This is a genomic window from Treponema denticola (assembly GCF_024181405.1).
GTDB classification, from domain to species: Bacteria; Spirochaetota; Spirochaetia; order Treponematales; family Treponemataceae; genus Treponema_B; species Treponema_B denticola_D.
The window spans coordinates 984,796-1,011,792 of the sequence record NZ_CP051302.1 but is presented as its reverse complement, the minus strand read 5'-3'; the positions used below and the strand labels follow the sequence as shown (position 1 = coordinate 1,011,792).

28 protein-coding genes and 1 tRNA gene are annotated in these 26,997 nt (G+C 37.7%); 19 read left to right on the top strand and 10 right to left on the bottom strand.

From position 1 onward, the window contains the following. Window positions 1-7: 7 nt before the first annotated feature. From rpiA to polA, 5 genes are read right to left on the bottom strand one after another with little or no spacing between them, the layout of a single operon-like run. Window positions 8-727, bottom strand: a complete 720-nt coding sequence (gene rpiA / locus HGJ18_RS04680; protein WP_253697938.1) for a ribose-5-phosphate isomerase RpiA — start codon at window positions 725-727, stop codon at window positions 8-10. Beyond that, on the bottom strand, window positions 727-2,208 hold the full coding sequence (locus tag HGJ18_RS04675; protein ID WP_002683042.1) for a type I 3-dehydroquinate dehydratase: 1,482 nt from the start codon (window positions 2,206-2,208) through the stop codon (window positions 727-729). The genes rpiA and HGJ18_RS04675 overlap by 1 nt, the downstream gene beginning before the upstream one ends. Before the next feature lie 2 nt (window positions 2,209-2,210). Beyond that, window positions 2,211-3,041, bottom strand: coding sequence for an SPOR domain-containing protein (locus HGJ18_RS04670; protein ID WP_253697937.1), 831 nt, complete (start codon window positions 3,039-3,041; stop codon window positions 2,211-2,213). 9 nt (window positions 3,042-3,050) lie between these two features. After that, window positions 3,051-3,713: a dephospho-CoA kinase gene (coaE, locus tag HGJ18_RS04665; protein ID WP_253697936.1), complete on the bottom strand. Its 663-nt coding sequence runs from the start codon at window positions 3,711-3,713 to the stop codon at window positions 3,051-3,053. After that, window positions 3,713-6,547 (bottom strand): DNA polymerase I, encoded by a 2,835-nt coding sequence (polA, locus tag HGJ18_RS04660; protein WP_253697935.1) that lies wholly within the window; start codon window positions 6,545-6,547, stop codon window positions 3,713-3,715. Before polA ends, coaE begins: the two co-directional genes overlap by 1 nt. 158 nt (window positions 6,548-6,705) lie before the next feature. On the opposite strand from polA, the gene citD reads away from it, so the two are divergent. The 19 genes from citD (at window position 6,706) to HGJ18_RS04565 (ending at window position 22,577) form a co-directional block, all read left to right on the top strand. After that, a complete protein-coding gene (citD, locus tag HGJ18_RS04655; protein WP_002669237.1) occupies window positions 6,706-6,969 on the top strand; it encodes a citrate lyase acyl carrier protein in 264 nt (87 codons plus the stop codon). Continuing rightward, a complete protein-coding gene (locus tag HGJ18_RS04650) occupies window positions 6,959-7,828 on the top strand; it encodes an HpcH/HpaI aldolase/citrate lyase family protein (protein WP_253697934.1) in 870 nt (289 codons plus the stop codon). The genes citD and HGJ18_RS04650 overlap by 11 nt, the downstream gene beginning before the upstream one ends. 12 nt (window positions 7,829-7,840) lie before the next feature. Next, window positions 7,841-9,337, top strand: coding sequence for a citrate lyase subunit alpha (gene citF, locus HGJ18_RS04645; protein WP_253697933.1), 1,497 nt, complete (start codon window positions 7,841-7,843; stop codon window positions 9,335-9,337). Between the two features lie 65 nt (window positions 9,338-9,402). Next, a tRNA-Thr gene (locus HGJ18_RS04640) sits at window positions 9,403-9,475 on the top strand. Between the two features lie 383 nt (window positions 9,476-9,858). Further along, the gene (locus HGJ18_RS04635; protein ID WP_301338931.1) at window positions 9,859-10,023 is read left to right on the top strand and encodes a type II toxin-antitoxin system RelE/ParE family toxin; all 165 of its coding nucleotides are present in this window, start codon (window positions 9,859-9,861) and stop codon (window positions 10,021-10,023) included. Beyond that, entirely contained in the window at window positions 10,016-10,291 is a 276-nt protein-coding gene (locus tag HGJ18_RS04630) for a helix-turn-helix domain-containing protein (RefSeq protein ID WP_253684379.1), read from the top strand. Before HGJ18_RS04635 ends, HGJ18_RS04630 begins: the two co-directional genes overlap by 8 nt. Window positions 10,292-10,341: 50 nt before the next feature. After that, window positions 10,342-11,466 carry an ISAs1 family transposase gene (locus HGJ18_RS04625; RefSeq protein WP_253697932.1) on the top strand — a complete coding sequence of 375 codons (1,125 nt, stop codon included), beginning with the start codon at window positions 10,342-10,344 and terminating at the stop codon, window positions 11,464-11,466. 110 nt (window positions 11,467-11,576) lie between these two features. Continuing rightward, window positions 11,577-12,938, top strand: a complete 1,362-nt coding sequence (gene lpdA / locus HGJ18_RS04620) for a dihydrolipoyl dehydrogenase (protein WP_253697931.1) — start codon at window positions 11,577-11,579, stop codon at window positions 12,936-12,938. Between the two features lie 130 nt (window positions 12,939-13,068). After that, window positions 13,069-13,473: a PH domain-containing protein gene (locus tag HGJ18_RS04615; RefSeq protein ID WP_253697930.1), complete on the top strand. Its 405-nt coding sequence runs from the start codon at window positions 13,069-13,071 to the stop codon at window positions 13,471-13,473. A 67-nt stretch (window positions 13,474-13,540) separates the two neighbouring features. Next, on the top strand, window positions 13,541-14,614 hold the full coding sequence (gene gcvT / locus HGJ18_RS04610; RefSeq protein WP_002678348.1) for a glycine cleavage system aminomethyltransferase GcvT: 1,074 nt from the start codon (window positions 13,541-13,543) through the stop codon (window positions 14,612-14,614). 58 nt (window positions 14,615-14,672) lie between these two features. After that, complete coding sequence (gene gcvH / locus HGJ18_RS04605; protein WP_002669223.1) at window positions 14,673-15,041, top strand: glycine cleavage system protein GcvH; 369 nt, start codon at window positions 14,673-14,675, stop codon at window positions 15,039-15,041. Between the two features lie 87 nt (window positions 15,042-15,128). Then, the gene (gene gcvPA, locus HGJ18_RS04600; RefSeq protein ID WP_253697929.1) at window positions 15,129-16,433 is read left to right on the top strand and encodes an aminomethyl-transferring glycine dehydrogenase subunit GcvPA; all 1,305 of its coding nucleotides are present in this window, start codon (window positions 15,129-15,131) and stop codon (window positions 16,431-16,433) included. Beyond that, window positions 16,433-17,881, top strand: a complete 1,449-nt coding sequence (gene gcvPB, locus HGJ18_RS04595; RefSeq protein WP_253697928.1) for an aminomethyl-transferring glycine dehydrogenase subunit GcvPB — start codon at window positions 16,433-16,435, stop codon at window positions 17,879-17,881. Before gcvPA ends, gcvPB begins: the two co-directional genes overlap by 1 nt. A gap of 131 nt (window positions 17,882-18,012) precedes the next feature. After that, window positions 18,013-18,948, top strand: a complete 936-nt coding sequence (locus HGJ18_RS04590; RefSeq protein ID WP_253697927.1) for a COG2958 family protein — start codon at window positions 18,013-18,015, stop codon at window positions 18,946-18,948. A 388-nt stretch (window positions 18,949-19,336) separates the two neighbouring features. Next, window positions 19,337-19,606: a hypothetical protein gene (locus HGJ18_RS04585; protein ID WP_253697926.1), complete on the top strand. Its 270-nt coding sequence runs from the start codon at window positions 19,337-19,339 to the stop codon at window positions 19,604-19,606. 4 nt (window positions 19,607-19,610) lie between these two features. After that, a complete protein-coding gene (locus HGJ18_RS04580) occupies window positions 19,611-20,108 on the top strand; it encodes a PIN domain-containing protein (RefSeq protein WP_253697925.1) in 498 nt (165 codons plus the stop codon). Window positions 20,109-20,153: 45 nt separating this feature from the next. Then, window positions 20,154-21,122, top strand: a complete 969-nt coding sequence (locus HGJ18_RS04575; RefSeq protein ID WP_253697924.1) for a D-2-hydroxyacid dehydrogenase — start codon at window positions 20,154-20,156, stop codon at window positions 21,120-21,122. Window positions 21,123-21,215: 93 nt separating this feature from the next. Continuing rightward, entirely contained in the window at window positions 21,216-21,566 is a 351-nt protein-coding gene (locus HGJ18_RS04570; RefSeq protein WP_253697923.1) for a hypothetical protein, read from the top strand. Between the two features lie 24 nt (window positions 21,567-21,590). Beyond that, on the top strand, window positions 21,591-22,577 hold the full coding sequence (locus tag HGJ18_RS04565; RefSeq protein ID WP_253697922.1) for a hypothetical protein: 987 nt from the start codon (window positions 21,591-21,593) through the stop codon (window positions 22,575-22,577). Window positions 22,578-22,582: 5 nt separating this feature from the next. Here HGJ18_RS04565 and HGJ18_RS04560 read toward each other — a convergent pair whose 3' ends face one another. From HGJ18_RS04560 to HGJ18_RS04540, 5 genes are all read right to left on the bottom strand, one after another. Then, window positions 22,583-23,221: a tetratricopeptide repeat protein gene (locus tag HGJ18_RS04560; protein ID WP_253697921.1), complete on the bottom strand. Its 639-nt coding sequence runs from the start codon at window positions 23,219-23,221 to the stop codon at window positions 22,583-22,585. Window positions 23,222-23,235: 14 nt separating this feature from the next. Continuing rightward, complete coding sequence (locus HGJ18_RS04555; RefSeq protein ID WP_253697920.1) at window positions 23,236-24,297, bottom strand: uracil phosphoribosyltransferase; 1,062 nt, start codon at window positions 24,295-24,297, stop codon at window positions 23,236-23,238. 261 nt (window positions 24,298-24,558) lie between these two features. Then, window positions 24,559-25,212 (bottom strand): uracil-DNA glycosylase family protein, encoded by a 654-nt coding sequence (locus HGJ18_RS04550; protein ID WP_253697919.1) that lies wholly within the window; start codon window positions 25,210-25,212, stop codon window positions 24,559-24,561. A gap of 30 nt (window positions 25,213-25,242) precedes the next feature. After that, complete coding sequence (locus HGJ18_RS04545) at window positions 25,243-26,064, bottom strand: glycoside hydrolase family 191 protein (RefSeq protein WP_253697918.1); 822 nt, start codon at window positions 26,062-26,064, stop codon at window positions 25,243-25,245. A 36-nt stretch (window positions 26,065-26,100) separates the two neighbouring features. Then, a complete protein-coding gene (locus tag HGJ18_RS04540) occupies window positions 26,101-26,820 on the bottom strand; it encodes a class I SAM-dependent methyltransferase (RefSeq protein ID WP_253697917.1) in 720 nt (239 codons plus the stop codon). Window positions 26,821-26,997: the final 177 nt, after the last annotated feature.

The window sequence follows — 26,997 nt, the reverse complement described above, 5'->3', positions numbered from 1 at the left end:
TCAGCTTTTATAAATCTTCTATATTTCCATCTTGGTGTACGATAAATACTCTTGGAGTGTTTTTTGTAAAAAAACCGTTTTCTACTACGCCTGTAATCTTGTTTAAACTTTCTTCCAATGCTTTGGGATCTACATCGGCTGCTTTAGGCCATTTTACATCAATTATAAAGTTTCCGTTGTCGGTAACAACAGGTCCCATTTTTTTTACGCCCTCACGCAGAAATACTTCTATGTCTTGGGCTTCAAGAGCCTTTGTAATACTTAAACGTGCTTCCGGTATAATTTCTATCGGAAGGGCAAATCCTTTTCCCATAGATTTAACTTTTTTTCTTTCATCGGCAATGACAACAAATTCTTTTGAATTATATGCTATTATTTTTTCTCTGAGGAGGGCAGCTCCGCCTCCCTTGATTAGGTTTTTATCGGGGTCGATTTCGTCTGCTCCGTCTATAGCAAGGTCTAAGCTTCCTCCTATTTGCTGAGAACTTAAAGAATAAATAGGGATGCCTAGTTTTTCACATTCGATTGATGTTTGAAAACTTGTAGGTACGGCGTATATCTTTTTTAACTTACCTGACGACAATAATTGGGCGAGACGGTGTACAGCCGGCATAGCTGTAGAGCCTGTGCCGAGTCCTATCTTCATTCCGTCAAAAATTTTTCCTTCCGAAAAAAGAGTGTCTATTGCATGATAGGCAACCCTTTCTTTTAACTGTGACGCGTCCATTATAAATACTCCTTTCCTGCAAAAGCTTTAAACTGATGATAGGCTTGATATTCAAGCATTTTATAGCCGTTACAAACCTGACATCCTGCCGTCCTTGCCCGCTTTAACATCTTAGTGGTTTCAGGCCTGTAGATTAACTCAAATACTTTTTCTTTTCCTGTAAAGGTATAAAAATTAAGAGGGTCCATATCTATGTCGGGCTCCATACCGGCATTTGTGGTTTGAATTATCAGTTCCGAAAAAGCATGAAGCTGTTTTATATTTATAGGATCCAATAGTGCCCATTTAAATTTATATTTTTCGGCTATGTTTTTAGCTTTTTCGGCCGTGCGGTTAAAGATACAGGCTTTTCCATGGAGAGAGCTTATTACTTCTGCGACGGCTCTGGCTGCTCCTCCGGCCCCTATAATAGCGACCTTATATTTGCGTAAGTCTTTTTCGTTTAAGAATTCCATTAAAGCCTGCTGAAAACCGTCAACATCCGTATTATAACCGAACCATTTTTTGTTTTCGGCTACCAAGGTATTTACGGCTCCGATAAATTTAGAGGCTTCGGATATGGAATTTATCAGAGGAATGATTTCGCTTTTAAAAGGAGCCGTAACGGAAAGACCTTTTATCTTAAGAAGATTGGCAAAGTCCAAGGCTTCCTTTGATGACACCGCCGATATTGGGATATAAACGGAATTAAGATTTTTTCGTTTAAAACCCTTATTATGAATTTGGGGGCTCAAACTTGTGTTTACATCCTTACCTATAACTCCATAAAGACTTGTCTCCTCATCGATTTTTGAAAATCCGTATAATTCTTCTAAAGTTTCAGGATCTATAAGTGCTTGTTCAAGTTTATTTTTCTTTATGTATTCGGGAGTGAAGGTATATACGATTTGAGAATTTAATTTATTTGATAGGATACGGGAGCTTAAGCCGTATGGCCCCATAACCGATAAAATGTACTCTTGATTTTTTATCAGCTTTGAGGCTTTAAAAAGCTCGGAAACATCGTTTAAACAATTTGCCGTAAAAGCCAATTTGGGAATGTCGGTTTCAAAACGGCTTAACCCTTCTACAGTCTTTACAATATTTTTTACCGGAACCTTACTGTGAAGGCTTCTTATTATTTTAATATCAAAGGCCCTTGCCGCTTCTTCGATTCCGGATGAATCAAAATCGCTTTCCAAATCTATATAAGAAAAATTTTTTATCGGGTCGGAGTTTGCAAAGGCAAGGCCACGTGCAAAGATTGTCATCCTTGCACCTTCGCCTCCCGTAAAGTTTCCGCCGTCAGACTTTCTCCTAACGGTTAAGATACAAGGGATTCCGGCCCGTTCAGGGAAATTCCTTAAATAGAGTATTTCGCTTTGATTGAGATAATCTACACGAAGTTCTGCAATATCAATAAACTTCTTATACTTTTCCAGTGCGGAAAGATTTTTTTCGATTGTTTTTTCCGTTAAAACAAGACAGACCTTTGTAGACATAATCAGCTTTTTTTTCGGTCTTGGGTTACATAACTTCCTTCAAAACCCTTAATTTCTTTTATTTTTTTAAGCCAATATTCGGCCTCGGTTTTATTTTTAAACGGTCCGACTCTGACTCGGTGTGTAAGCCCCGTTGCCGTCTCTTTGGTAAAGATTTCCGCCTTCATGTGTTTTGAGGTGAGGGTATCTCTTGCTGCTTCTGCATTTAAGCGGCTTGTCAAAGAAGCTGTTTGAACCCAGTACAGTGTGGAAACCGTTTTTTGAGCAGGGCTTGTTTTGACAGCAGGCTTTTCCGTTTTTTGAGGAGTCTTCTTTTCGGTTTTAGGTTTTTGAACCGTATTTGAGGTTACGCCTTTTACCGAAGCTACGCCCGTATTTTGATTAGCTTCTTTTGCAGGAGTAGTTTGTGTTTCGGCATCGGAATTTTTTTTATTGCCTTCTTGGTTTGTGTTTAAATTTGCAGCAAGATTTTCCGGTAAACTTGCAGTTTTTTCGTCCTTTTGAGTATTAGTTAAATCGCTTACGTTGATAGAGGTTTCTGTTGTTCCTGTTTGGCCTTCACCGTTTACAACGGTTATATTGTTGGCAATATTTACAAGTGTCGTAGAATCCGGCTCAAGCGGAGGAATTGATTCGGGATTTCGAGTCCATTGAAGAGGATCAACGCTTGTATCCGTTTTGTCTGCTTCTATTCTGCCTAAATCGGATATTTGTGCTGCAGTCATAGTGCTTTTATTACGGAATGGGGCATACAGGTATAAACCGACACCGAAGATAATCAGAGCAAACAACGAAATAAAAAGTACTATCCATAAAATTTTTTTCTGTTCCATAAATCGACCTCAAAAACCTCTTTTTTTAACTTCCTGCAATAGTTTTCTTTTTAAACTTGCAGAAGACCAAAAGTTCTTTACTACTATTGTATCGGCATTTAAAAAAAAGTATTGAGAAAATAATTTCTTTTGTTTTGAAAATCTTAACCAAATATTTTTTAAGGGCAGCCTGTCTCTTTTTTTTGCCCTTATAAGCCTTAAAATAAAAGGAGCATCTATGTACAATATAAAGAGGCATTTTTTTATAAGGCTCGTTTTATGAAGGGTAGGGGCGTTTAAAAGAATGGGGCGCTCAGGTTTTTCGGTAAATACCCTTTTAATTTCCTTCCATATTTTTTCTTCGATTATGGGGAGAATAAAGGCTTCATGTTTTTTTAAAAGTTCTTCATCCGAAAAGACCAAGAGGGCAAAGGCTTTTTTGTCGATGCCCTTTTCACTTTTTAAATTTATGCCTCGTTTTTCAGCCTCAGCTTGAAAGAGATTTAAAATTTCTTTTTCATGTTCTGCAAAAACTTTTCTTGAAACTGCATCGGCATCAATACAATAAAAACCGTAGTCTTGTAAAATAGCACTTGCCGTGTTTTTACCTGAACAAGAAGGCCCTGAAAGCCCTATTAAAATCGGTTCTGAGGGCGCACCAAGGCTTTGCCGGCTGTTTGGAACACTATCCATTAGTGGAACTCTCCCCAGCTCATTCCCGATTCAATACTTACCCTTAAGGGTACTGAAAGTTTTGTTACGCTTTCCATTTTTTCTTTTACGAGGGACATGACTTTTTCTCTTTCAGATTCGGCGGCCTCTATTATAAGCTCATCATGAACCTGTAAAAGTATGGAGGCATCAAGTTTTTGTTTTTTTAAGACCTTATCGACTTCGAGCATTGCAAGTTTTACTATATCGGCGGCTGTGCCCTGAATCGGGGTGTTTACCGCAATGCGTTCGGCTCCGGCCTTTTCTACCTTGTTTTTGCTGTTTATAGCCGGAAGATAACGCCTTCTTCCCATTATAGTTTCTACATAGCCTCTTTGTTCGGCTTCTTGACAAATATTTGCCATAAAGCCGGATACGCCGGAATAGGTGGCAAAATAAGCCTTTATAAACTCATCAGCCCTTTTGCGTGGAATTCTTAAAGAAGAAGCGAGGCGGAAGGCACTCATTCCGTACATTACGCCGAAGTTTATGGTCTTTGCTATGCGTCTCATATCCTGACTTACATCATTTATGTCTACGGCAAAGATTAGGCTTGCAGTCTTGGCGTGAACGTCTATTCCCTTATTAAAGGCTTCTACTAGGTTTTGATCCTTTGAAAGATGAGCAAGGATTACAAGCTCAATCTGCGAATAATCTGCAGAAATAAGAACTCGCCCCTTTTCTGCCTGAAAGGCTTCCCTTATCTTCCGCCCCTCGTTTCCGCGTATGGGTATGTTTTGCAAATTGGGGTCTCGGCTTGAAAGGCGGCCTGTAGCTGTTCCCGTTTGAATAAAACTTGTATGGATTCTTCCGTTTTTGTCCGTCATCTTGGGAAGGGTATCGGTGTATGTGGATTTTAACTTTGCAAGAGCCCTGTAATCCAATATTTTTGCAGGCACCGGATCCTCCGAAGCAAGGTTTTCAAGGACCGAAGTATCCGTAGAATAACCCGTTTTAGTTTTTTTGCCGGGAGTCAGTTTTCTTTCTTCAAATAAAACTTCTTGAAGCTGTTTAGGAGAAGCTATATTAAACTCATGGCCTACGAGGCGGTAAATATCCTTTTCGCAATCTTCAAGTTCTTTTCCCAATTCTTTTGAGTAGGCAGTAAGTTCTTCTCCCTTTAAAAAGATGCCCTTTATTTCCATCTCGGTTAAAAGTTTTGTGATGGGCATTTCGAGGTCAAAGAAAAGTTTTTCCAAATTATTCTTTTTTAAGAGGGGGAAAAATTTTTTATAAAAGCGGAATGTTATGTCGGCATCTTCTGCAGCATAAGGACAGGCTTCATTTAAGGGAATATCCGAAAAGTTTTGTCCCGGCTTTACAAGGTCTTTAAACCTTATGGTTTTTACGCCTAAAATACTTTCTGCAAGTTTATCCATTCCGTAAGAAGAGCGGGCTGGGTCCAAAAGCCATGCCGCTATCATTGTATCAAAAAGACTTGCCGAAATGCCGCTTGCAAGTTTTGATGAAAGGGCTGCTTGAATGTCGAATTTGCCGTTATGCATTATGAGAGTCATCTTCGAGTCAAAGAGCTTTGTTACGGCCCTTTGGGCATCCTTAAAGGCTATGAGTTTTGGCGCTTCCTCTCCAAGTTCGGGACATGGTGCCTTTAAGGGGAAATAATAGGCCTCTCCTTCTTTTAGGGCAAGGGAGAATCCGCAGACTTCCGCATTTAGGGGATCTTCACTTGTGGTTTCACAGTCGTATGATGCAAGGCCCTGTTTTAAGGCCTCGTTTACTATTTTAAAAAGTTCTTCCGCTTCGTCTACAAGTTTGTAATCGCCCTTGTTTTGAGGAAGGGAGATTTCTTCTCCTGTTCCTAATTCTTGCGGGAGCATTTCAGGGAGAGTCTTTTGTTCCAAATTTTCAAAAAGACCGGTCTCTTGTTTTAAGTTTTCTTTTGAAGAAGTCTCATTTTTTTCATGTTTAGACAGGGCTTTTTCGGCAATTGTTTTTTCTGAATATAGCTTTGCAATATTGGGAAGCTCTTCGCTTATAAAAAGGCGGGCGGCCGCCTCATAGTCTATTTGCGAAGTAGAGTAGGCGTTTAAGTCTTTTTCGACAGGAACATCGAAGCGGAGCCTTATAAGCTCTTTAGAAAAATAAGCCGATTCCTTTCCTTCTTCTATTTTTGTTTTTAAAGCCCCCTTTAAGTTTCCTGTATTTGCGTAGATGCCGTCTAGGCCTTTATACTCTTCAAGGAGCTTTACGGCCGTTTTCGGGCCGACCCCCTTTATGCCGGGAACATTGTCTGCACTGTCGCCTATGAGGGAAAGAAGGTCTAACATTCCGTCGGGATAAACGCCCCATTCTTCTTTTACATTTTCGGCATCGAAGCCTTCCCATGCCTTAATCTTCCCCGGTTTAAGCATTGTCGTGGTTTTTGATACAAGCTGCATTAAATCCTTGTCGCCAGAAATAACCACACATTCCCTGCCTTCCTTTTCTGCAAGGGCGGCTATGGAAGCTATTACATCATCGGCCTCAAAGCCGTTACAGCGGACTGTAGGCAATTTAAATGTTTTTAAAATTTCTTCTATTTTGTCGATTTGAGCATGGAGGTCATCGGGCGTTTTATCCCGTGTGGCCTTGTATTCTTTGTACATCTCATGCCTAAAAGTGGGCGTAAGGGAATCGAGGGCAGTAACAAAGAGCTTAGGATTATATTCGGTAAATATGGAATGAAGGCTTTTAAAAAAGCCGAAGATAGCCGAAACATTTTCGCCCTTAGAGTTTGTAAGAGGTCTCGAAATAAAGGCAAAATAAGAGCGGTAAATAAGCCCGTAGGCATCCAAAACATAGATTGTATCTTTCATAAAATGACCTCCGTTCGGAAAAGAATTATACTATGTAAGAGCCTTTAAATGCAAGCTATATTGTTATTTTTATATTAAAACTATCTTCCTTCCCCAAGATTGACTTATTCTTTTTATATTGATATAATCTTATCATATCAAATTTTTAAGGGGTATCTATGCAAATAAAACGAGAAGCGGTTTGCGGAACACTCCAATCAAATGATTGCCTTGTCCGTATTGTTCCTTCCGAAAAACTTGAACTTGACTTAAAAAGCTCTGTTTTAAACGAATTCGGTGCACAAATTAAAAAAACGGTGCAGGAAGTATTGGATGAGTTTGAAGTAAAAAATGCCAAACTCTTTATCGAAGACAAGGGTGCCTTAGATTGTACAATCAAGGCCCGTGTAGAAACAGCATTGAGGCGTGCAAATGAAAAATAGAAGAAGTATGCTTTTTATGCCCGGTAATAATCCGGGAATGTTGGTATCGGCCGATATTTTGGGAGCGGATTCCATCATTTATGATTTGGAAGATGCCGTCGCTCTTGATGAAAAAGATTCGGCCCGTAATCTGGTGCGGAATGCTCTTTCCTTTTTAAAGTTTACACATTCCGAAATAACTGTAAGAATAAACCCCATCGACTCCCCTTATTGGGAAAAGGACTTGGAGGCAATTATCCCCGTTCTTCCCGATGGAATCGTAATTCCCAAGGCTTCGGTCGATGCCGTTCACTCGGTCGAGCAAAAAATAAACGAGATAAAAAAAGCTCACAATATAACTAAGAATTTCAGCTTTCTTATGCTGGTAGAATCTGCCCGCGGAATTATGGATGTAAATTCGATAGCCAAGGCTTCTCCCTTAATTCAAGGCCTTCTTTTAGGCGGCGAAGATTATTCGGTCGATATGGGAATTCAGCGTACCCGTCTTTCAAAAGAACTGGAATACGCCCGCTTTAGTTTGACGACAGCCGCCCATGCATACGGTTTGGACTCCCTTGATACACCCTTTACGGATGTAGAAGACTTCGAGGGCCTAAGGCTCGATACGGCCTTTAGTAAGAGCATAGGATTTTCCGGCCGCTTGGTTATCAATCCGCGTCAGGTCGAAGAGATTCATAAAATATTTTCTCCTTCAAGTGCCGAAATTGAAAGAGCCGAGGCTATTTTACAGGCAGCGGAAGAAGCCATACAAAAGGGCTTAGGCGTATTCAGCTTTAAGGGAAAAATGGTCGACTTACCGGTTATCAAGAGAGCCCAAGCTCTTTATGATTCTGCCAAAAACTGGGGCTTGATAAAATAGGGAGGAAGAGATATGAATAACATACTTGGAAGAGAAGGCTTGGACAATCCTTTTAAGGGAGCCTTTGTAAATAAAAAAAATGCAAAATATGAGCTTACAAAAAATGTAAAGCCCGCCTTCGGGAAAACATTAGCCCAAGCCCTTGATGAGCTTAAACTCCATGACGGAATGGTTATAAGTTTTCATCATCACCTTAGAAACGGCGACTATGTTCTTGATATGGTAATGAGGGAAATTAAAAAAAGAGGAATTAAAGATTTGACCGTAATGGCTTCTTCGATTTTTCCCTGCCATGAGATTTTGGTTGAACTTATGGAAGACGGAACGGTTACCCAACTTATGACCTCCTATATGTCGGGTCCTGTTGCAAAGGCTGTAAGTTACGGTAAGTGTAAAAAGCCCGTAATTATGACGACACACGGCGGACGCCCCAGAATGATTTTAGAAAAAGAGGTTACGATAGACGCTGCCTTTTTAGCCTCGCCCTGTGTAGACGATCAAGGAAATATTTCGGGCTCCGAAGGAAGGTCATTTTGCGGTTCCTTAGGTTATGCCGTAGCCGATGCTCAAATGGCAAAAAAAACTATAGCCATTACCGATACAAGGGTTTCAAAAGTTAAAAGAGCAGACATTGAAGGCCGTTTTGTAGACATGGTGGTAGAGGTAGATAAAATAGGAGATCCTGCAGGTATTGTAAGCGGAACAACTCAGATTACAAAAGATCCGATCGGCTTAAAGATAGCCCGCGACTGCCGCACTCTTATTGAACACTCAGGTCTTTTTAAGAACGGCTTTAGTATGCAGACAGGTGCAGGCGGTATTTCCCTTGCTGTTGCAGATGAAATGCACCGAGCAATGAAAGAAAAAAACATAAAGGGAAGTTTCGGCTGCGGCGGAATTACAGGCTATTTTGTAAAGATGCTTGAAGAAGGCCTTTTTGAAGATCTTTATGATGTTCAGTGCTTTGACCTTTCGGCCGTAGATTCTACCGAAAAAAATGCAAACCATCACAAGATTTCAGCCGACCTTTATGCAAACCCTAACAATCCCGGCCATGTTGCAGGAAAGCTTGATGTCGTTATCCTCGGTGCAAGCGAAATAGATTTGGACTATAACGTAAACGTAACCACCGGTTCCGATGGAATTATATTGGGCGGTTCGGGAGGACATGCCGATACGGCAGCAGGAGCAAAACTTTCGATAATCGTTTCAAAGCTCTTTAATGCCCGCATTTCTTGTCTCGTCGATAAGGTCCGCACCGTAACCACTCCGGGAGAAACAATCGATGTCTTTGTTACTGACAGAGGTATTGCAATTAATCCTCGCCATGCAGATTTAATCAAAAAGCTGAAGGCGGAAACAAATCTTGAAATTAAAACCATCGAAGAATTAAAAGAAATTGCAGAATCCTTTACGGGAAAACCCCAAGTTAAGCCCCGTTCCGGCGAAGTGGTGGGAATAAGCACCTATCGTGACGGCACCGTTTTGGATGTCATAAATAAGGTTTAAGCAAAATTCTTCCTATTGACTTTTTTGTTGATTTTTGGTAAAGTTTCTTTATCAAAAATCAACTTGCCAACTTAGCTCACCCGGCAGAGCAGCACCCTCGTAACGTGCAGGTACTCGGTTCAAGTCCGAGAGTTGGCTTTTTCTTTCTAAATAGTTTTTTCCTCGCCTATATCATAAACAATCAGTTAAATCATTGAAAATTTTAAATAAACCGCAAGGAGCGCGGAGAGCGCAAAGAGGAGGAGGAAGTTTTTAAAAGATTTGATGCATTGTGATTGCAAAAAATATTAAGACTTGACAAAAGTAAACATTAATGCTAACATTTATATGTGAAAAGAGAAATAAAATTTTATAAAACAAAGGATGGAAAATGTCCTGTAAAAGAATTTATAGATACTCAGCCTGGAAAGATTGCTCAAAAATAACATGGGTTTTAAGATTAATTGAAACACAAGAAAAGGTGCCCAGAACTTATTTTAAGAATTTGAGTGGTACAAAAATATATGAATGCAGAATAGAATTTGGAGGAAATATATTATAGAATTTTAGGCCAGTTTTATCAAGGTTATTTTCTTTTATTGACAAATGGATTTCAGAAAAAAACACAAAAAACACCTAAAAATGAAATAGAATTGTGTAATAAAAGAATGGCAGATCAGATTGAAAGAGGGGTAAAGTATGAGTGATTTAGAAGAATATATTGCAGAAAGGAAAAAAAGAGATGTCGAATTTGCTGAAGATTTTGAAATAGGATATGAGCGGTTTAAAATAGGTGCTATTATCAAAGAGATGAGACTTGAACAGGGAATGACACAGGAACAGTTGGCAGAAAAATTGGAAACAAAAAAAAGTGTTATTTCTAGGATGGAGAATCATGCTGAAGATGTTCGACTCTCAACATTAGAGAAAATAGCAAATGTGTTTGGAAGACAGCTGAAAATTTCAATGTTATAGAGATACAATCACGGAAATCAATTTTACTAAAAACTGCCGATAATGTAGGTATGGAAATAGAAAATATATTTGATTACTTTAGCGACATTAAAATAGTCAGCAATCACGACGGATATTTTTACAGCGTAAACGAAGCTTTAAAAATATTATTACTTGGTCTTCTTTGCGGGCGTAAAAACATTAGAGAGATACACGAATGGGCAACTGCTGACATTATAAAGGATAGGCTAAATAAAGAATTCGGCATAAAAAAGACACCTTGCTATTATTGGCTTACCTGTCTACTTAAATTGATAAACATAGACTCATTAAACGAATGTTTTATGAATATGGCTGAAGCTCTTATCAAAGAATACGGTACAGAAAAACCTCTTACAATAGCGATAGACGGAAAAACTATCCGTTCAACAGATAAAATGAGCAGCTATGAAAGTCCGCTGCACATAGTCTCTGCACAAGTTGCCGAATTTGGTATAACATTGGCACAAAAGTGTGTTAAAGGAAAGACAAATGAGATACCTACAGTTCAATCTCTTATAAAAACTCTTAATATAAAAGGACATATAATAGTTACAGATGCCTTAAATTGTCAAAAAGAAACTGCAAAAATCATAAAAGAAGGAAAAGGGGACTATTTATTGTCGGTAAAAGGGAACCAGCCTTTATTAAAAGCGGATATTGAAGAATATGTTCAAGATGAAATTTTAAGAAAACAAATGGACACGGCTTGTAAAAGTGAAAAAAATCGTGAAAGAGTTGAAAAGCGAACAGCCTTCTGCACAACTAATTTAGGTTGGATGGATAATACAGATGAATGGGAGGGGTTAAGTTGTATTGGTGTTATTCATTCAGAGTTTAAGAGTAAGAAAGGAAAATCGGATGAATGGCATTATTATATTTCGAGCAGAAAACTTACAGCTCAACAGCTATTGGATATAGCAAGAAAAGAATGGGTTGTAGAAACCATGCATTGGTTATTAGATGTTCATTTTAGAGAAGACTTTTGTCGGCTTTTAGATAAAAATCTACAACAAGCCTTGAACATAGGACGGAAAGTGGCGTTAAATTTGGTCTCGCGATACAAACAAAAAAATGCACCAAAAGCTTCTTTGTCACACATTATGTTTAAAGCTCTCATGGATATATCTTTTATCAAAAAAATATTACAAAATTGATTTCCATGAGATACAATTTTCTCCCCTTGCTTTTATTAAGATCATCGTGTATACTTTGGAAAACAAACATTATAATGCTTAAAATTTTAAGCTGTTTTTAGGAGATTAGTATGTATGATTTAATTGTTTTGGGCGGTGGCCCGGGCGGCTATGTTGCGGCCATAAAAGCTGGAAGGGCAGGGCTAAAAACCGCTCTTATCGAAAAAAACAGGCTTGGAGGAACTTGTTTGAACAAGGGCTGTATTCCGACAAAATACCTTCTTCACACAGCCGAGGTTTTCGGAAGCTTTGCCGAAAACGATCTCGGTCTTTCAGGTGAAAACTTAAAATACGACATTAAGGCCATCTACGAGAAAAAAAATGCTGTTGTGGATAAACTTGTAGGCGGTATCGAAAAACTCATAGAAAACGCCGGAGTTGATTTTTATAATGGGGAAGGCAAAATCACTTCAAAATCTTCCGTAAGTGTAAATGGAAAAGAACTTGAATTTAAAAACCTCATCATCGCAACTGGTTCTTCTGTTTTTGCTCCTCCGATAGCCGGAATCGAAACTGCTATGACCTCTGACGATATTTTAGGAAAAGAGCCTGTTGATTTTAAGAGCGTCATCATCATAGGCGGCGGCGTTATAGGAATTGAGTTTGCTACAGTCTATGCAAATTTAGGTAAGGAAGTAACCATCGTCGAACTCGAAAAAACAATTCTTCCTCCCTTTGACAGGGACATTGCAATGCAGCAGGCCCTTGTTCTAAAAAAGAGGGGAGTAAAGATAATAAACGGTGCCATGGTAACCAAAATCGAAAAAACGGGCTGTACCTTTACCCTTAAAGAAAAAGAAGAAAGCATTACAGCCGATGCCGTAATCGTCTGTATCGGACGCATTGCCGAAATAAAGGATATCGGCCTTGATTCTGCCGGAATCGAATACGATAAACGGGGTATAATTACCGATGCCTGCATGAAAACAAATGTCGAAGGTATTTATGCTATTGGGGATGCAGTAAAGGGAAATGTAATGCTTGCCCACAATGCCGAAAACCAAGGTCATCTGGTCGTTGACAACATTGTAAACAATACTAAACACGAAAAACAAGATGTTGTTCCTTCCTGTGTATATTCCACACCGGAGATTGCAGGAGTCGGTCTTTCCGAAAAAGAAGCTGAAGCCAAGGGAATTACCGTAAAAATCGGAAAAGTTCCAATGGGTTCAAACGGAAAATCGGTGCTTTCAGGCTTGGATGTAGGCTTTATTAAGGTTCTATTCAATGAAGAAGACAGGATTGTAGGCTGTCAGATGATGTGCGATTCGGCTACGGATATGATAGGAGCTATCGGAACTCTTGTAACAAACAAGGCTAAGAGGGAAAATATCTTAAAATCCATGTATCCTCATCCCACAGTAGTAGAAGCCTTTTATGAGGCTGTAGAAGACGTCGAAAAGTCGGCTACCCACATGATTTACAAAAAATAATATTGGAACGGCAAGGCTTATTTTAGCTTTGCCGTTTTTGATTTTATAATTAAAGCAATATTTTTTTATCTATTTGCTATTGCTTTTCTTTTATATCTGGTGTACAATATGGTTAACTGGGAGGCGTGTTTTGAAAGAACAAAAAAGCAGTTTTAAAATGTTTTTTACAATAGGATTGCTGCTCTTAATTTTTATCGGAATATTTGTTGTTATAAAAACTGCAGATGCGTCTGTAGAAGGCGGATTATTAAAAGTTAAAGGAATTTATGGTGTCAGCATACCGATATCAGAAATCAGAGAGGTCAAAAAACTCGAAACTCTGCCTTCTTTAGGAGTAAGGCGGGTAAACGGCATAGGTCTGGGGCCGATTAAGATAGGCTATTTTAGGTATAATGAATTAGGCCCTGTAAAATTATGTATACTAAAAAATGAAGCTCCCTATATATTGGTTATAACCGATGAGCAAAAAATTCTTATAGGCTTAGGCAAAGAAAAAAATGAAGAGCTTTATAATAAGCTAAAAGACAATTTGTAATTAATAATTTGTAATCAAAACATTACACATTATCCATTACAAATTAAAATAAATTTAGGAGGATGAGATGAAAAGAACACCCTATTATGAAACCTTGCTCGCTAAAGGCGGCAAGTTTGTTGAGTTCGGCGGATATGAAATGCCCATTCAGTTTGCCGGTATCTTAAAAGAGCATCTTGCAGTTCGCAATAATGTAGGACTTTTTGATGTTTCACATATGGGAGAGTTTTATATTGAAGGCGACAATGCCGAAGCTGCCGTAAATGCCCTTATTACAAACGATATTCGCGGAATGGCTGACGGAGATGTACGCTACACCCTTATGTGTAACGAAAAGGGCGGAATCGTAGATGACTTCCTTGTTTACCGCTATAATCAAAAGAAATTCCTTTTGGTTGTAAATGCCGGAAACCATGACAAAGATTATGACTGGGTAAAAAAGCATTTGGATAAGAGCGTTACCTTTACTGACCGATCTTCCGAAATTGCCCAGCTTGCAATTCAAGGCCCCAATGCTCCTGCTGTGGTAAAAAAGTTTATTGCTCCTTCTGCAATGCCCTCCGCTTACTACACCTTTAAGACCTTCCAGTGCCCCAAGGGAGAAGTAATCGTTTCTCAGACAGGTTATACCGGTGAAGACGGTTACGAAATCTACTGCCCCAAAGAATGGGCTCTTGAGCTTTTCAATCAAGTTATGAAAGCAGGAGAAGAATTCGGAATAGAGCTTTGCGGTTTAGGCTGCCGAGACACCTTGCGCCTTGAGGCCGGTATGCCCTTGTACGGCCATGAAATGACCGAAGAAACCTTGGCAACCGAAGTAACCTTAAAGCCATTTATAAAACTTGAAAAAGAAGACTTTATCGGTAAAAAAGCTCTCGAAACCAACGAAGCAAAAAAAATCCGAAAAGGCTTTAAGATGATTGACAGAGGTATTGCCCGCGATCATGACAAAGTTTTCTTAGGCGACAAGGAAATCGGTTATGTTACCACAGGAACATCTTCCCCATCATTAAAGGTCGGTATCGGACATATGAGAATCGATAGAGGCATTAAAGATGAAGAAGTCTTTATCGAAGTACGAGGTAAAAAACTAAAGGCTAAAATCGTGCCTACGAGCTTCTTAAAAGAAATTAAGGGCTAATTAAACAGGTTTTATAAGTTTTTGACAAAAACTTAAAAATAAAATATAGGAGTTAGATATGGAAATTAAAGAAGATGTAAAATACTTGGAATCACACGAATGGTTCAAGAAAGAAGGAAACATCGGTATTATCGGTATCAGTGATTATGCCCAAAGCGAAATGGGAGATGTCGTATTCATCGAGCTTCCTGAAGTAGGGGATGAAGTTACAGCTGACAAGGCCTGTGCTACGGTAGAATCCGTAAAGGCAGTTTTCGAAATCATCAGCCCCATGACAGGAAAGGTTGTTGAAATAAACGAAGAGCTTTTAGATGCTCCCGAAAAAATCAATGAAGATGCCTTCGGTTCTTGGTTCTTTAAGGTAGAACTTAAGGGAGAATCTTCAAAATTAATGGATGCAGGTAAATACAAAGGTCTCTGCAAATAATTAAAAATAAGTGTGATAAACAGTTGGGCAGAAATTCTGCCTTTCTGTTTATTCTACATGTTGACTTAAATTTAAATAGGAGGGTTTATGTCAAATTATATTCCTCATTCCGCTGAGGAAACAAAAGAGATGCTTGATCTCATCGGTGTCAAATCGATTGATGATTTATACAGCTTTGATAACAAGGGCTGTAAAAAAGTTGATATAGGTGAGGGGAAAACTCAAGCAGAAGTTGAAAAGTTTTTTCAAAATTTAAGCAGTGAAAATACTGTCTTTAAATCGATATTAAGAGGAGCCGGTGCTTATAACCACTATGCACCTGCTGCTGTAAGGCACATGGCTTCCAGAGAGGAGTTTTTAACTGCCTATACACCCTATCAGCCCGAAATGAATCAGGGCGAACTCCAAGCAGGTTTTGAATACCAGTCAATGATTTGCGAACTTACCGGAATGGATGTTTCCAATGCCAGCGTTTATGACGGAGGCACGGCAGTAGCAGATGCCATAGTTATGTCCTTAGGACGAAAACAAAACAAAGTTTTGATTTCGGAATGTGTTGAGCCCAGCTCAATCGAAATTGCTAAAACCTATTTAAAGCACAGCGGCGTAGAATTCGTAATGATTCCCCGTGACGGCTATAAGACGGATGTTTCAAAGATTAAGGGCCTTTTAGATGAAAGTGTCGGAGCCGTTGTTATGCAGCAGCCGAACCGTTTCGGTACAATCGAAGACTGCGAAGCTGTCGGTAAACTTGTAGAAGGTACCAAAACTCAGTTTGTAATGAGCTGCAATCCTATTTCTTTGGCAATATTAAAAACACCGAAAGAATGCGGTGCTTCGATTGCCTTAGGCGAAGGTCAGGCCTTAGGGCTTCCTCTAGGTGCAGGCGGCCCCTATCTCGGCTTCCTTTCCACAATCGAAGACAATATGCGAAAAATCCCGGGACGAATCATCGGTCAATCAACAGACCATGACGGCAGAAGAGCCTTTGTTCTAACTCTTCAAGCCCGCGAACAGCATATAAGGCGCGAAAAAGCCAGCTCCAGTATCTGTTCTAACCAAGCCCTTTGTGCATTAAGAGCTTCTATGTTTATGACAGCCTATGGAAAAGAGGGCTTAAAAACCGTTGCAAATGTTTCCGTAAGCAATGCCCACTATCTTGCAGACGAGCTTAAAAAGATCGGCTTAACCGTAAAAAATAACGGAGAATTCTTCCATGAATTCGTAACTGACGGAAAAGGAAAGGCCGATGCAATTCTTTCAAATCTTGAAAAAAACGGCATTTTGGGCGGTTTAAAGATTTGCGATGATGCTATTCTTTGGTGTGCAACCGATGTTCTTTGCAAATGCGACCTTGATAAGGCCGTAAAAATCATTAAGGAGGTATTGTAATGAGCGAATTGATTTTTGAAAAATCCGTAAAGGGTCATAAATTTGCCGAAGCAAAATTGACAGTACCCGAATATAAGCTTGATTCAAAATATTTAAGAGCAAGCGATGCAAAACTTCCTGAAGTTTCGGAACTTGAATTTGTACGCCACTATATGGAATTGAGCAAGCGTACTCACGGTGTAGATAACGGTTTTTATCCCTTAGGTTCTTGTACGATGAAGTACAATCCCAAACTCAACGAAGAAGTTGCGGCTCTTCCGAACTTTACCAATATTCACCCTTTGCAGCCTGAACATACAATGAAAGGTTGTATCGAGGCTATGGGCGATTTAGGTAAAAAACTCGGTGAAATTACCGGAATGGATGCTTTCTCCCTCCAGCCTTCAGCAGGTGCTCACGGAGAGTTCACAGCCCTTTTGGTAATCAGAGCCTATCACGAAAAACGCGGAGACCATGCCCGAAACAAGATTTTGGTTCCCGATTCGGCACACGGTACAAACCCTGCCAGTGCCGCAATGGTCGGATGCGAAATCGTAAACATTCCTTCAGATAAGGACGGAAACGTAGATATCGAGGAATTAAAAAAGACTGTAGGAAACGATACTGCTGCCCTCATGCTTACAAACCCGAACACCCTCGGCCTCTTTGAAACCCATATCAAAGAAATTGCCGAAATCGTTCACAAAGCAGGCGGCTTATTGTACTATGACGGTGCTAACCTTAATGCCATTATGGGAAGACTAAGACCCGGAGATATGGGCTATGATATAGTTCACCTTAACTTGCACAAGACCTTCTCGACTCCTCACGGAGGCGGTGGTCCCGGAAGCGGCCCAATCGGTTGTAAAAAATTCCTTGAAGAATTCTTACCGATTCCCGTAGTTACAGGCTCGGACGGAAGCTATAAGCTGGATTATAACCGCCCGGATTCAATCGGAAGGGTTAGAAACTTCTACGGAAACTTTCTTGTCTTCTTGCGTGCCTATGCCTATATTCTTACACTCGGAAGCGAGGGTATAAGGGAAAGCTCAGGCTATGCAGTCTTAAATGCAAACTATCTAAAGAAAAAGCTTGAAAAAGAATATGATGTTGCCTTTGACAGAATCTGTATGCACGAATTTGTTCTTACCCTTGATAAGATCAAGGAAGAAACAGGTGTAAGTGCTCTTGACATAGCTAAGGGCTTAATCGACGACGGCATCCACCCGCCGACGATGTACTTCCCGCTCATCGTACACGAAGCCTTGATGTTTGAGCCTACTGAAACGGAAAGCAAGTCCACATTGGACTTTACCGCCGAAGTTATGATCAAACTCAAAAAAGAAGCTTATTCAAATCCCGAAAAGCTTCACGGCTATCCCTACACACGCCCAATCGGCCGAGTAGATGAAACAAAAGCTGCCCGAGAACCTGTTTTAAGGTACAAGGCTTGCTGCTGCTGTAAATAAGCAACTTTAAATTTGAACAGCTTTGATGCCCCCTCTAAAGACTGATGTTTTTAGAGGGGGATTTTTGAAAGCGTAAATTTATTTGATTATGTAAAAGGGATAAGATGGAGAAACAATATACTTTTTTTGATTTGATTATAGAAGTTTTTGAAAAAGTAAAAAAGCCAATGACTCCGGAAGAAATTTGGGAAAAAGCGGTTGAGTTTTCTTTTGATAAAAAACTAGGAAGCTCAGGTAAAACTCCGGCCGCTACGGTAGGAGCAAGATTATATGTAGATGCCAAAGAAAAGGCTGAAAAAAGCACTTTTGTTCAAGTTTCAAAACGCCCTTCAAGATTTCTTTTAAGAAGTTTAAATATAAGCGGAAGTGAAATAAAACGGGAAATCGAGAAAAAAGAAAATGCAGAATTAAAACAAAATAATGAAAGTGATTTTAATGAAAGAGATTTACATCCGCTTTTAGTAAAATATGTTTATTCAAACCCGCATTTTAATTGTTACACAAAAACTATTTATCAGGAAAATTCAGTAAAAAGAGTAAAAGGGGCTAATGAATGGCTGCATCCTGATTTAGTAGGTGTATATTTTCCGTTTAAAGATTATTCAAAAGAAACAATGAAACTTCAAACTTCATTGAATGTCAATTCAATAAAACTGTTTTCCTTTGAAATGAAAAAGAATATAGATTATTCTAATTTAAGACAGTATTTTTTTCAGGCTGTTTCAAATTCAAGCTGGGCTAATGAGGGATATTTAGTTTGCTTGAAAATCGATGAAGACCCTAATTTTAAAAATGAGCTTCAAAGATTATCTAATGCTTTTGGAATTGGAATTATAAAGCTGAATCCGGAAAGTATAAGTGAATCAGAAATAATTTGTAATGCTCGATATAATGAAAATATAGATTGGGATACTTTGGAAAGACTTTCAGAAGATAATCCTGATTTTAATAAATTTATATCCGACTTAACTGAAGATATTGCTTTAGGAAAAGTAAAAAGTACTTATGATAAAGTAATTACAGATGATAAATTTGAAAATTATTTAAAAGAAAAGAGTATTATTTGATAAATCACCAATGCCGTACTGCCCATCTTTTCGAGCTCTACTTAAAGAAAACGGAAGGGTTGTTGACAGGGAAGAGGGGAAGGTAGGAGTTAAAGACTTATAGACCCTTTGTAGGTACTATTACGTTAATACCAGACGATCTCTTACTGCTACAATAGGGCACCTATACGGCTACATGTGATGCCCTATTACGGTCGTAATCGATGACCTGTTTCAGCACTACACTAGACGGTCTCGTGTAGTACTACAATCGATGACCTATTACGGCTACAATAGGGCACATGTTTCAGTACTACACTAGATGGTCTAGTGAAAATATACTTTTTCCAACACATAGACTTATCTACCTTTTTATGATATAATTGTCTTTACATTAGGAGGATATTTTATGAAAATAAAAGATATATTACCCATAGTTGAACAAGAATTACGTGATGAATATGGTTTTAAAATCGATGACTTTCGTCTGGAAGAACTATATCCTCTTGAAAGCTCTTATATTCAGCCTATGACGGTTTCATTCTTAATACCTGAAGAAAAACCTAAAAATTTATATACTGCAACGGCTTTAAATTTACCATATACCCGCATTTATAAGAAAATTGATTTTAATATGAATGCAGGAAAAATAGCTCAAATGAGAATGTTTGCAGAATAGAGCTATGCATTTTCCTAAAAAAATTATTTTAGATACAAATGTCTTTCTCTTGTATTTAATCGGCAGAATAGCTCCGCATAAGATAAAAACTCATAAGCGTACTTCCATTTATTCTGTTGAAGATTATAACTTTTTAATAAGTACTATGAATAATATTGGCTCTGATGCAGAGCTTATAATCTGTCCCAACATAACAACAGAAGTTGACAATCTTTTAAATAATACATTTAAAGGCTATGATAAAGAAAAATATGTTTATTTATCAAAAGAAATATATAAGAAAAGTGTAGAGGTTTATATAAAAACTATAGAAGCTATTGACCAGAATACATATTATAATTTAGGTATTACCGATTCTGTAATTTTACTTATGGCAAAAAATTGTGATTTGCTTATTTCGGGTGATAGCGAGTTGTGCGATTATGCCCGCTCTATGGATATATCTCTTTTAGATTTTAAAGGTATTATAAATCAACATTCTTATCCCAAAAAGACCCCTTGACGAATTAAAAAAAATATGGAATGATAACCATACAGAGGTGTTTTTATGAGTGAAAAATTAAATTTGGTTATTCTTGACGGGTTTACTTCCAATCCCGGAGACCTTTCGTGGGATGAGTTAAAATCGGTTTCAAATCTTACAATATATGACAAAACAAGTGCAGATGAGCTTATTGAAAGGTGTAAGGAGGCAGATGCCGTTCTTACAAATAAGGTAGTTTTTTCTAAAGAAATAATGGATTCTTTGCCGCGGCTTAAATATATAGGAGTTTTAGCTACGGGCTACAATGTTGTCGATATTGAGGCTGCAAGAGCTAAAAATATCTGCGTAACGAATATTCCCTCTTACAGCACCGACAGCGTGGCTCAACTTGTATTTGCCCTTATTTTTCACTTTTATTGGCATGTAAAGGAGCATAGCGATGAAGCTATGGGCGGAAAATGGTCGGCGTCCCCCCATTTTTGCTATCATAGCTTTGATATAAGGGAGCTTTCCGATAAGACTATGGGTATAGTCGGCTTTGGAAACATAGGCCAAGCCGTTGCAAAAATTGCCCTTGCCATGAATATGAAGGTAATCTATTTTAACCGCTCTAAAAAAAATATTAAGGGCTTAGAAGAAGCAAAACAAGTTTCTTTAGATGAGCTTTTTTCTTCTTCCGATATAATAAGCTTAAACTGTCCTTTGACTCCGGAAACAAAAGAAATTATAAATGCCGAGTCCTTAAAAAAGATAAAAAAAACTTCCATTGTAATCAATACGGGACGGGGACCTCTTATAAACGAAAAGGATGCAGCAGAGGCTTTAAAGGAAAAAAGACTTGCAGGTCTTGCCTGCGATGTTCTCAGTGTAGAACCTCCGGCTAAGGATAATCCCTTGCTTAAAGCTCCTAACTGTATTATTACGCCCCACATAGCATGGCAAACCTTTGAAGCCAGAGAGAGGCTTATAAAAACAGCCGCAGCTAACGTAAAAGCCTTTATAGCCGGAAAGGAAATAAACAGGGTTAATTAGGCGGTTAAGTAGATTTTATTAACCCCTGTTGTTCTTTTTTTTATTTTATGTATACTGTTTTCTTGAGCATTGAATGCTATTAGAAGGAACTATATGAACTGGAAACTGATTTATTTTTTATTGATAGTATTGTTTTTAGGCTTGTTTGCAGGCTTTAACATGAAAAATTCTTGCGATATTTCTTTGATTTTTTATACATTTGAAAATGTACCTGTTTATGTGAGCAATATTTTTTCATTTTTAATCGGGCTTATCTTAACCATTCCTTTTTTCTTTAGCAGTAAAAAGAAAAAAAATAAGCCTTTAAACGAAAAAAAAGAAACATTTACGGCAGGTGATGGTGTCGGAATAGACACCGTGGACTTAAAAAAGCCTAAAAAATCATGGTTTAAACGTAAAAAAGAATCTAAGACTTCAATTCCTGAAAGTAATTCTGAGATTTAAATGAGGTAAGAGATAAAAGGGTTTATGGAATTTAAGATAAAAAAAATACTATTTTTTTTATTGTTTCTCTTTTTTTTGCATAGCCTGACTGCTCAAAATTCCTTACCTCCGAATATTCAAAAGATTATCAAAAACGGTTTTACAAAAAAAACTCCTGCTGATGTTTCTTCGTTTATTGAAGCAGAAATAAAAAAGATTTCTTCAAATGAAGAAAAAATTATAGCTTTATCCGTTTTGGCCGACTATGAAGAAAGGTTCGATTTATTTTTACGAGCCGGAAGACACTATCTTGAAGCTGCGGAACTTTCTCCCGAGAAAGAAAGAAAAACTCTTTTAACCAAGGCTCTTGGAGCATATCTTTTAGCCGATAACATAAGCGAGTCTTCCGAGCTTTGCAGGAACCGCTTGTTGCCTCTCATTGAATCTCCCTTTTCTAAAGAAGACATAAAAATTCTTGTTCTTTTTGAATGGCTTAAATTAAAATCGGATGAAAAAAGCTCTCTTGAAAATATAAAAAAATACGTTACCGATTCAAAATTCTCAGAATTTCATCCTGCCATGCTTTTGACTCTTTGGTGGGTTGATGGGGATAAAAAGGCTGAGAACACTCTCATAAAAAAATTCCCTAATAGTATTGAGGCTGCTGTTGTCCGAGGCGAGGCTTTTTTGAGCCCTAAAACATTTTGGTATTTAATGCCTCAAAATAGAGACTTTAAAGAATCTCTTGCAGATTCAGGTTCCGAATCCGTCTCATTAAGTCAAAGCGAAACTTTAGCACAAAATAATGAATTGCCGGCTGCAAAATTTTATCAAACCGGTTTTTTTAAAACCGAAAATTTTGCAAAAGGGCTTGCAGATGAACTTAAAAAGAAGGGCTTTACGGTAACAATAAAAAAGGAAGAACGCGGGGAGGAAGCTTTCTTTTCGGTTTTAGTAAAGGATGACGGCAAAGGAGATATAGTTATCCGGCTAAAAAGCGAGGGCTATGAAGCCGTTCCGATTTTTGATTAGGTTTCTTACTTTTTTTCTTTAGGATTTTTATCATCTTGCATTGAATCTTTTTTTTCTGTTGTTTTATCTTCTTTTTTTAGTTCAGGCGGATTTAAAAGTTTTTCTATTTCTTTTTCAAGTTCACTAATAGTTTTTTTATCATCTTCTTGTGTAAACTTTTCCTTGGATTCGTTAAGAAGTTCTTTTGCTTTTTCATATTTTTTTACTATAATTAGAATTCTAACATAGTTAAAAAAATATTCGGGAGTTTCCTTATTTTCCAAATAAATCTTTTCATAAATTAAAAGGGCTTTTTCTTCTTTTCCTGATGAGGCCAGAGCATAGGCGTAGGCTGTAGATATTTTTATGTTTTCGGGAGCTTTTTTATAGAGGGGTTCAATATATTTTAGACAGTTTTCCCATTCATTTTGAAGAGCATAAACTTGTGCCAAATTATATTGAGCTGCATTTTTATATTTTTCAGACTTTTCGGCTTTAAGATAATAATCTGCAGCTTTTGGGTAGTTTTTTAGCTCTGCATAGCCTTGAGCTATAGAAAAATACTCTCCTGCAAGGTCTTCTTCAAGAGCTCCCTTTGCAAAAACTTTTGTAAAACAAAGAAAAAACAAAACTCCAAAAAAAACTATAAAAATATTTTTTCTCATTTTTTTAAAATCCTCTAGTTTCCTAAAACGGTTTTTTCTATCTGACGAAGCTGAGAGCGGTAAAGCCCCGCAATATTTGAGCCGTAGTCTGCAAGGAGCTGAATAATGTTTCGGGGTGTTTCATCGGTATCGGTTCCGTTTATCCTGTCTCCTGCATCGCCGAGACCCGGCATGATATAGGCCGAAGCATTTAAAGCAGGGTCCATCCAAAGGGTGTAAAGTGTGCAGTTATCCAAGGCACGCACAATTCGCAGAGCTCCCTTTAAGGCAGAAATTACGTGAAAACAGCTTATAGATTTTGGCTTTACGCCCAGTTTTTTTAGGTGTTTTACAACGGTTACGAGGCTTCCGCCGGTCGCATTCATAGGGTCGGCAAAGATAAGGTCCTTTCCGTCCAAATCTTTTAGGTTAAAATAAGACTTATCCAAATCAAGGATGTACTGCATATCGTCTTCCTTGCGGGAATCATCCCTTTTAATCTTAAAGAGGGCAAAGGGGGTTACATAGCCATGCGAAGAATACTCTTCGATTTCTTTTGATAGAATCATAGAGGGGAGGAGGGCTCCTCTCAACATAACACACATAACAGTATTTTCAATTTTATGGTCAATGTCGGTTATCTTGTGAACTGCATAGTTTTGAACCGGATTCGTTACAGGAGTTTTTACTACAAGATAGTTTTTCTTGTCTTTTTGGTGCCCCTTATAAGCAAGTTTAAAAAGCATTTCAAAAGAACGCTGGGTATAGTATAAGAATTCGCTATGTTCGGTTTTTATGGAGCGGAGTTTTGCAATAACCCTTGAAGCCTCGGCATGATTTTCATGTTCAGTATCAAAAGAGAAAACTTTAAGTTGAAGTATATCTTTGCATATATTTTGCATAAGATGTCCCATCTCGGTATAAAGCCTTATAACCTCATCTTTGGCCTTTTTCTTTTTTTCGCCGTTTTCCTTTTCTAAAACAGCAAAATTTTCAATAGCTTCCTGATAAAGAGCATTCATTTCGTTAAGATGCCTTAGATCGTCCTCAGTTAAATACCCGTCAAGAGCTTCTGCCCCCATAATTACCTTACCCATATCTACTCCCAGAAAAACTTTTTGCAGGAAGCCTCAACTTCCGAAAAAAGTTTTTTCACGCAGTTTGTTTACAAACTGCATACAATAATGCGATGTTTGCCGAAAGGCAAACTCGACAGATAAACAGTGAGGCTGAATTTCTGCCGAACTGTTTATCAAATCTCCTCAGTTAAAATCAGGGAAGTATAAAAGAAAATCAGTAAAAATTCAAGTACTCGCTGAAAATCGGACATCCGTGTACGATTTTAAGGTGGGGTAAGATTACTTATTATTTTTTAATATATATTTATATAGTGCTTTTTTTATATCTATTGCTACATTTTTTCTTGCAGGAGTATGTAATGGGACAACACGGATTGGCCTTCCTTTAAAAGTATAATAATAGATATTTATTTTTTTACCTTGATCTTCATGAGTTTCCGGTTTATTGTTTTTATCTTGTTTTAAAATGGCATCGTCAGTTTCTACATAATATTTTTTAAAAAATTTTTTGTACATATCTTTGGAAGTAAGTACGATTGTATCAATACCTTTATATTTATCAAGAAGGAAGTTAAGATCGTTAGTTTCCATAACTTCAAGGTTTTCATCTGAGTTATTATCCTCTTTTCGCTTTGCTTTTTTGACAATGTCTGTTATGCCTATATTGTGTTTTTCTAAAACTTCCTTTTTTTCTTTAATTGTCTTTAATGAATTTCCTTTACAGCCTAAAGCATATTCTATTAATTCCCAAAATTCGTTACGCTTATTGCCGTAATACCAATCTTCTTTGTCATTTTCTTTATTAGGATCCGTAAAATCTTTTCCCGGAAAGGTGCCCAATATTAGTGTCTTTGTATTTTTAGAGACGAAGGGCTCAAACGGATGTACATGTTCTGTGCTGCTATTTGTAGCAGAATTGTTTTTGTTGTTCATAAAATTTTCCTTAAAATATAATTTTCCGCTTTAAAAAGGTTTATCGAGCTGCAATGAATGGGATATGTCGTAGATAAATCCGTTGCTTTGACAATAAGCCTTTATATCTTTTTCAATTTTTTTGCTTGGGCCGTATTCCAGTAAATAGACGGTAAATCCATAGGTTTTACATTGATCCAAATAGGCAAAAAAATACTCTCTGTCTTCTATGGGTTTTACTCCAAATGTATTATTCTTAAAATTTATTTCGGTAAATACGCTTTCCTGATTGATTCCGTTTACGATTCCTTTAAGAGCATTTTGCTTCATTGCTTGACTTATAAAAATATCTCCGCCGTTTATTATAATAGGTTTATTTTCTTTATGTATTTCATGTAAAAGAGTCATAAGTCCCCGATATATTTCGGGTGTTTTATAATGATAATAGATGTCAGTATTATCAAGAAAAAAACCGTCTATGCCTTTTTGAGATAAGAGCCGTGCTTTATCCTTAATTCTTTTTTGCCATATTTTGTCCGAGACATTTATCCATTTTTCTTCATCCCAATTTTCATAGTCGCCTAAAGCTAGATCTTTAAATGCTTCATAATCATCGCGGAATGTTTCGATAGAGCCGATGTTTAAATAAGAAAATATATGAATATTTCCGTTTTTGTGAAGCTGTGCTATATCTTTTTTAGAAAAAAATTCAGCATCAATTACCAGTGTTTTTATTCCTTTAAGATTTACCGCTTTATCTGGGGCCATACCTATCAGTACTTTATACTCTTTGTTGTTTTCTGCCGCCATGCCTCTTATTAAAATAATCGTAAAAAAAATCAAAACCATGTAAAGATATTTTATGTTTTTCATAAACTGCTCCTTATCAAAATGAGAATATTATATCTCTTATTTATTTGCTGTGTATACTACGGCATAATCTTCTGCACGGCTTTCCGTAAAGGTATAATCCGAATAGGCTGAAACGGATTTGAATCCTGCCTGCTTAAATAAGGCTAAAAGCATTTGCTTCTTCAGAGGATGTAATACCGTAAAATCCGAACCGGCGGTACTGCGCTGCTTATCGGTAAATTCTATAGTAAACCTGATATCCCCGTCAGGTAAAAAATCATAGTGCCTCTTAAAAATAAAATCTTTCGTTTCTTTATCTTTAAAGTCCATTTTTTTATCAGCAAGGATGCGGTCATAATTGAGAACTTCAACAATAAAGATGCCGTGTTCCTCTAATGACCCATACACGGAACTAAAAAAACGGCGGAGAATATCTTCATCACGCAAATGCGGAAGCGTGTTACCGAAACACAGCACTCCCTTAAATTTACCGAACTGCATAATATCGGCGATATCTGCATGATAGAACATAAGCTCACCTGTTTTGCGGATACAAGAAGCTTTCTTTTCTGCAATTCCAATCATCTTTGCATTTAAGTCGAGTCCGCATATATTATATCCCTTTTGATATAAACCCATTGCAAGCTCACCGGTTGCACAGCCTGCATCGCACAATCTGCCCGGCAACGGACAAAGGTGTTGTATAAATTCAAGTTTTTCCGTTTCAAGCGGAAAAAGGCCGCTGTAATGTTCTGCAATTAAATCGTATACATTCATAGTTTTTCCTTATGATACCCCTGAAAACTTTAAGAATACTACAAAAGCAATAAAAAAGCAATGCTTTTAATAAGAGATTGAGGCATATTATGAATAATATACTTGAAATTGAATTACAAGATACCGAGTGGGAATTCACTTATATTGATCATGATAGAGAAATTGTAAGAGCTATTG

Excerpts from the sequence above, each read along its gene's own strand:
- rpiA (WP_253697938.1), bottom strand. The coding sequence starts at position 727 with ATGGACGCGTCACAGTTAAAAGAAAGGGTTGCCTATCATGCAATAGAC.
- HGJ18_RS04675 (WP_002683042.1), bottom strand. The coding sequence starts at position 2,208 with ATGTCTACAAAGGTCTGTCTTGTTTTAACGGAAAAAACAATCGAAAAA.
- HGJ18_RS04670 (WP_253697937.1), bottom strand. The coding sequence starts at position 3,041 with ATGGAACAGAAAAAAATTTTATGGATAGTACTTTTTATTTCGTTGTTT.
- coaE (WP_253697936.1), bottom strand. The coding sequence starts at position 3,713 with ATGGATAGTGTTCCAAACAGCCGGCAAAGCCTTGGTGCGCCCTCAGAA.
- polA (WP_253697935.1), bottom strand. The coding sequence starts at position 6,547 with ATGAAAGATACAATCTATGTTTTGGATGCCTACGGGCTTATTTACCGC.
- citD (WP_002669237.1), top strand. The coding sequence starts at position 6,706 with ATGCAAATAAAACGAGAAGCGGTTTGCGGAACACTCCAATCAAATGAT.
- HGJ18_RS04650 (WP_253697934.1), top strand. The coding sequence starts at position 6,959 with ATGAAAAATAGAAGAAGTATGCTTTTTATGCCCGGTAATAATCCGGGA.
- citF (WP_253697933.1), top strand. The coding sequence starts at position 7,841 with ATGAATAACATACTTGGAAGAGAAGGCTTGGACAATCCTTTTAAGGGA.
- HGJ18_RS04630 (WP_253684379.1), top strand. The coding sequence starts at position 10,016 with ATGAGTGATTTAGAAGAATATATTGCAGAAAGGAAAAAAAGAGATGTC.
- HGJ18_RS04625 (WP_253697932.1), top strand. The coding sequence starts at position 10,342 with ATGGAAATAGAAAATATATTTGATTACTTTAGCGACATTAAAATAGTC.
- lpdA (WP_253697931.1), top strand. The coding sequence starts at position 11,577 with ATGTATGATTTAATTGTTTTGGGCGGTGGCCCGGGCGGCTATGTTGCG.
- gcvT (WP_002678348.1), top strand. The coding sequence starts at position 13,541 with ATGAAAAGAACACCCTATTATGAAACCTTGCTCGCTAAAGGCGGCAAG.
- gcvH (WP_002669223.1), top strand. The coding sequence starts at position 14,673 with ATGGAAATTAAAGAAGATGTAAAATACTTGGAATCACACGAATGGTTC.
- gcvPA (WP_253697929.1), top strand. The coding sequence starts at position 15,129 with ATGTCAAATTATATTCCTCATTCCGCTGAGGAAACAAAAGAGATGCTT.
- gcvPB (WP_253697928.1), top strand. The coding sequence starts at position 16,433 with ATGAGCGAATTGATTTTTGAAAAATCCGTAAAGGGTCATAAATTTGCC.
- HGJ18_RS04585 (WP_253697926.1), top strand. The coding sequence starts at position 19,337 with ATGAAAATAAAAGATATATTACCCATAGTTGAACAAGAATTACGTGAT.
- HGJ18_RS04580 (WP_253697925.1), top strand. The coding sequence starts at position 19,611 with ATGCATTTTCCTAAAAAAATTATTTTAGATACAAATGTCTTTCTCTTG.
- HGJ18_RS04575 (WP_253697924.1), top strand. The coding sequence starts at position 20,154 with ATGAGTGAAAAATTAAATTTGGTTATTCTTGACGGGTTTACTTCCAAT.
- HGJ18_RS04570 (WP_253697923.1), top strand. The coding sequence starts at position 21,216 with ATGAACTGGAAACTGATTTATTTTTTATTGATAGTATTGTTTTTAGGC.
- HGJ18_RS04565 (WP_253697922.1), top strand. The coding sequence starts at position 21,591 with ATGGAATTTAAGATAAAAAAAATACTATTTTTTTTATTGTTTCTCTTT.
- HGJ18_RS04560 (WP_253697921.1), bottom strand. The coding sequence starts at position 23,221 with ATGAGAAAAAATATTTTTATAGTTTTTTTTGGAGTTTTGTTTTTTCTT.
- HGJ18_RS04555 (WP_253697920.1), bottom strand. The coding sequence starts at position 24,297 with ATGGGTAAGGTAATTATGGGGGCAGAAGCTCTTGACGGGTATTTAACT.
- HGJ18_RS04550 (WP_253697919.1), bottom strand. The coding sequence starts at position 25,212 with ATGAACAACAAAAACAATTCTGCTACAAATAGCAGCACAGAACATGTA.
- HGJ18_RS04545 (WP_253697918.1), bottom strand. The coding sequence starts at position 26,064 with ATGAAAAACATAAAATATCTTTACATGGTTTTGATTTTTTTTACGATT.
- HGJ18_RS04540 (WP_253697917.1), bottom strand. The coding sequence starts at position 26,820 with ATGAATGTATACGATTTAATTGCAGAACATTACAGCGGCCTTTTTCCG.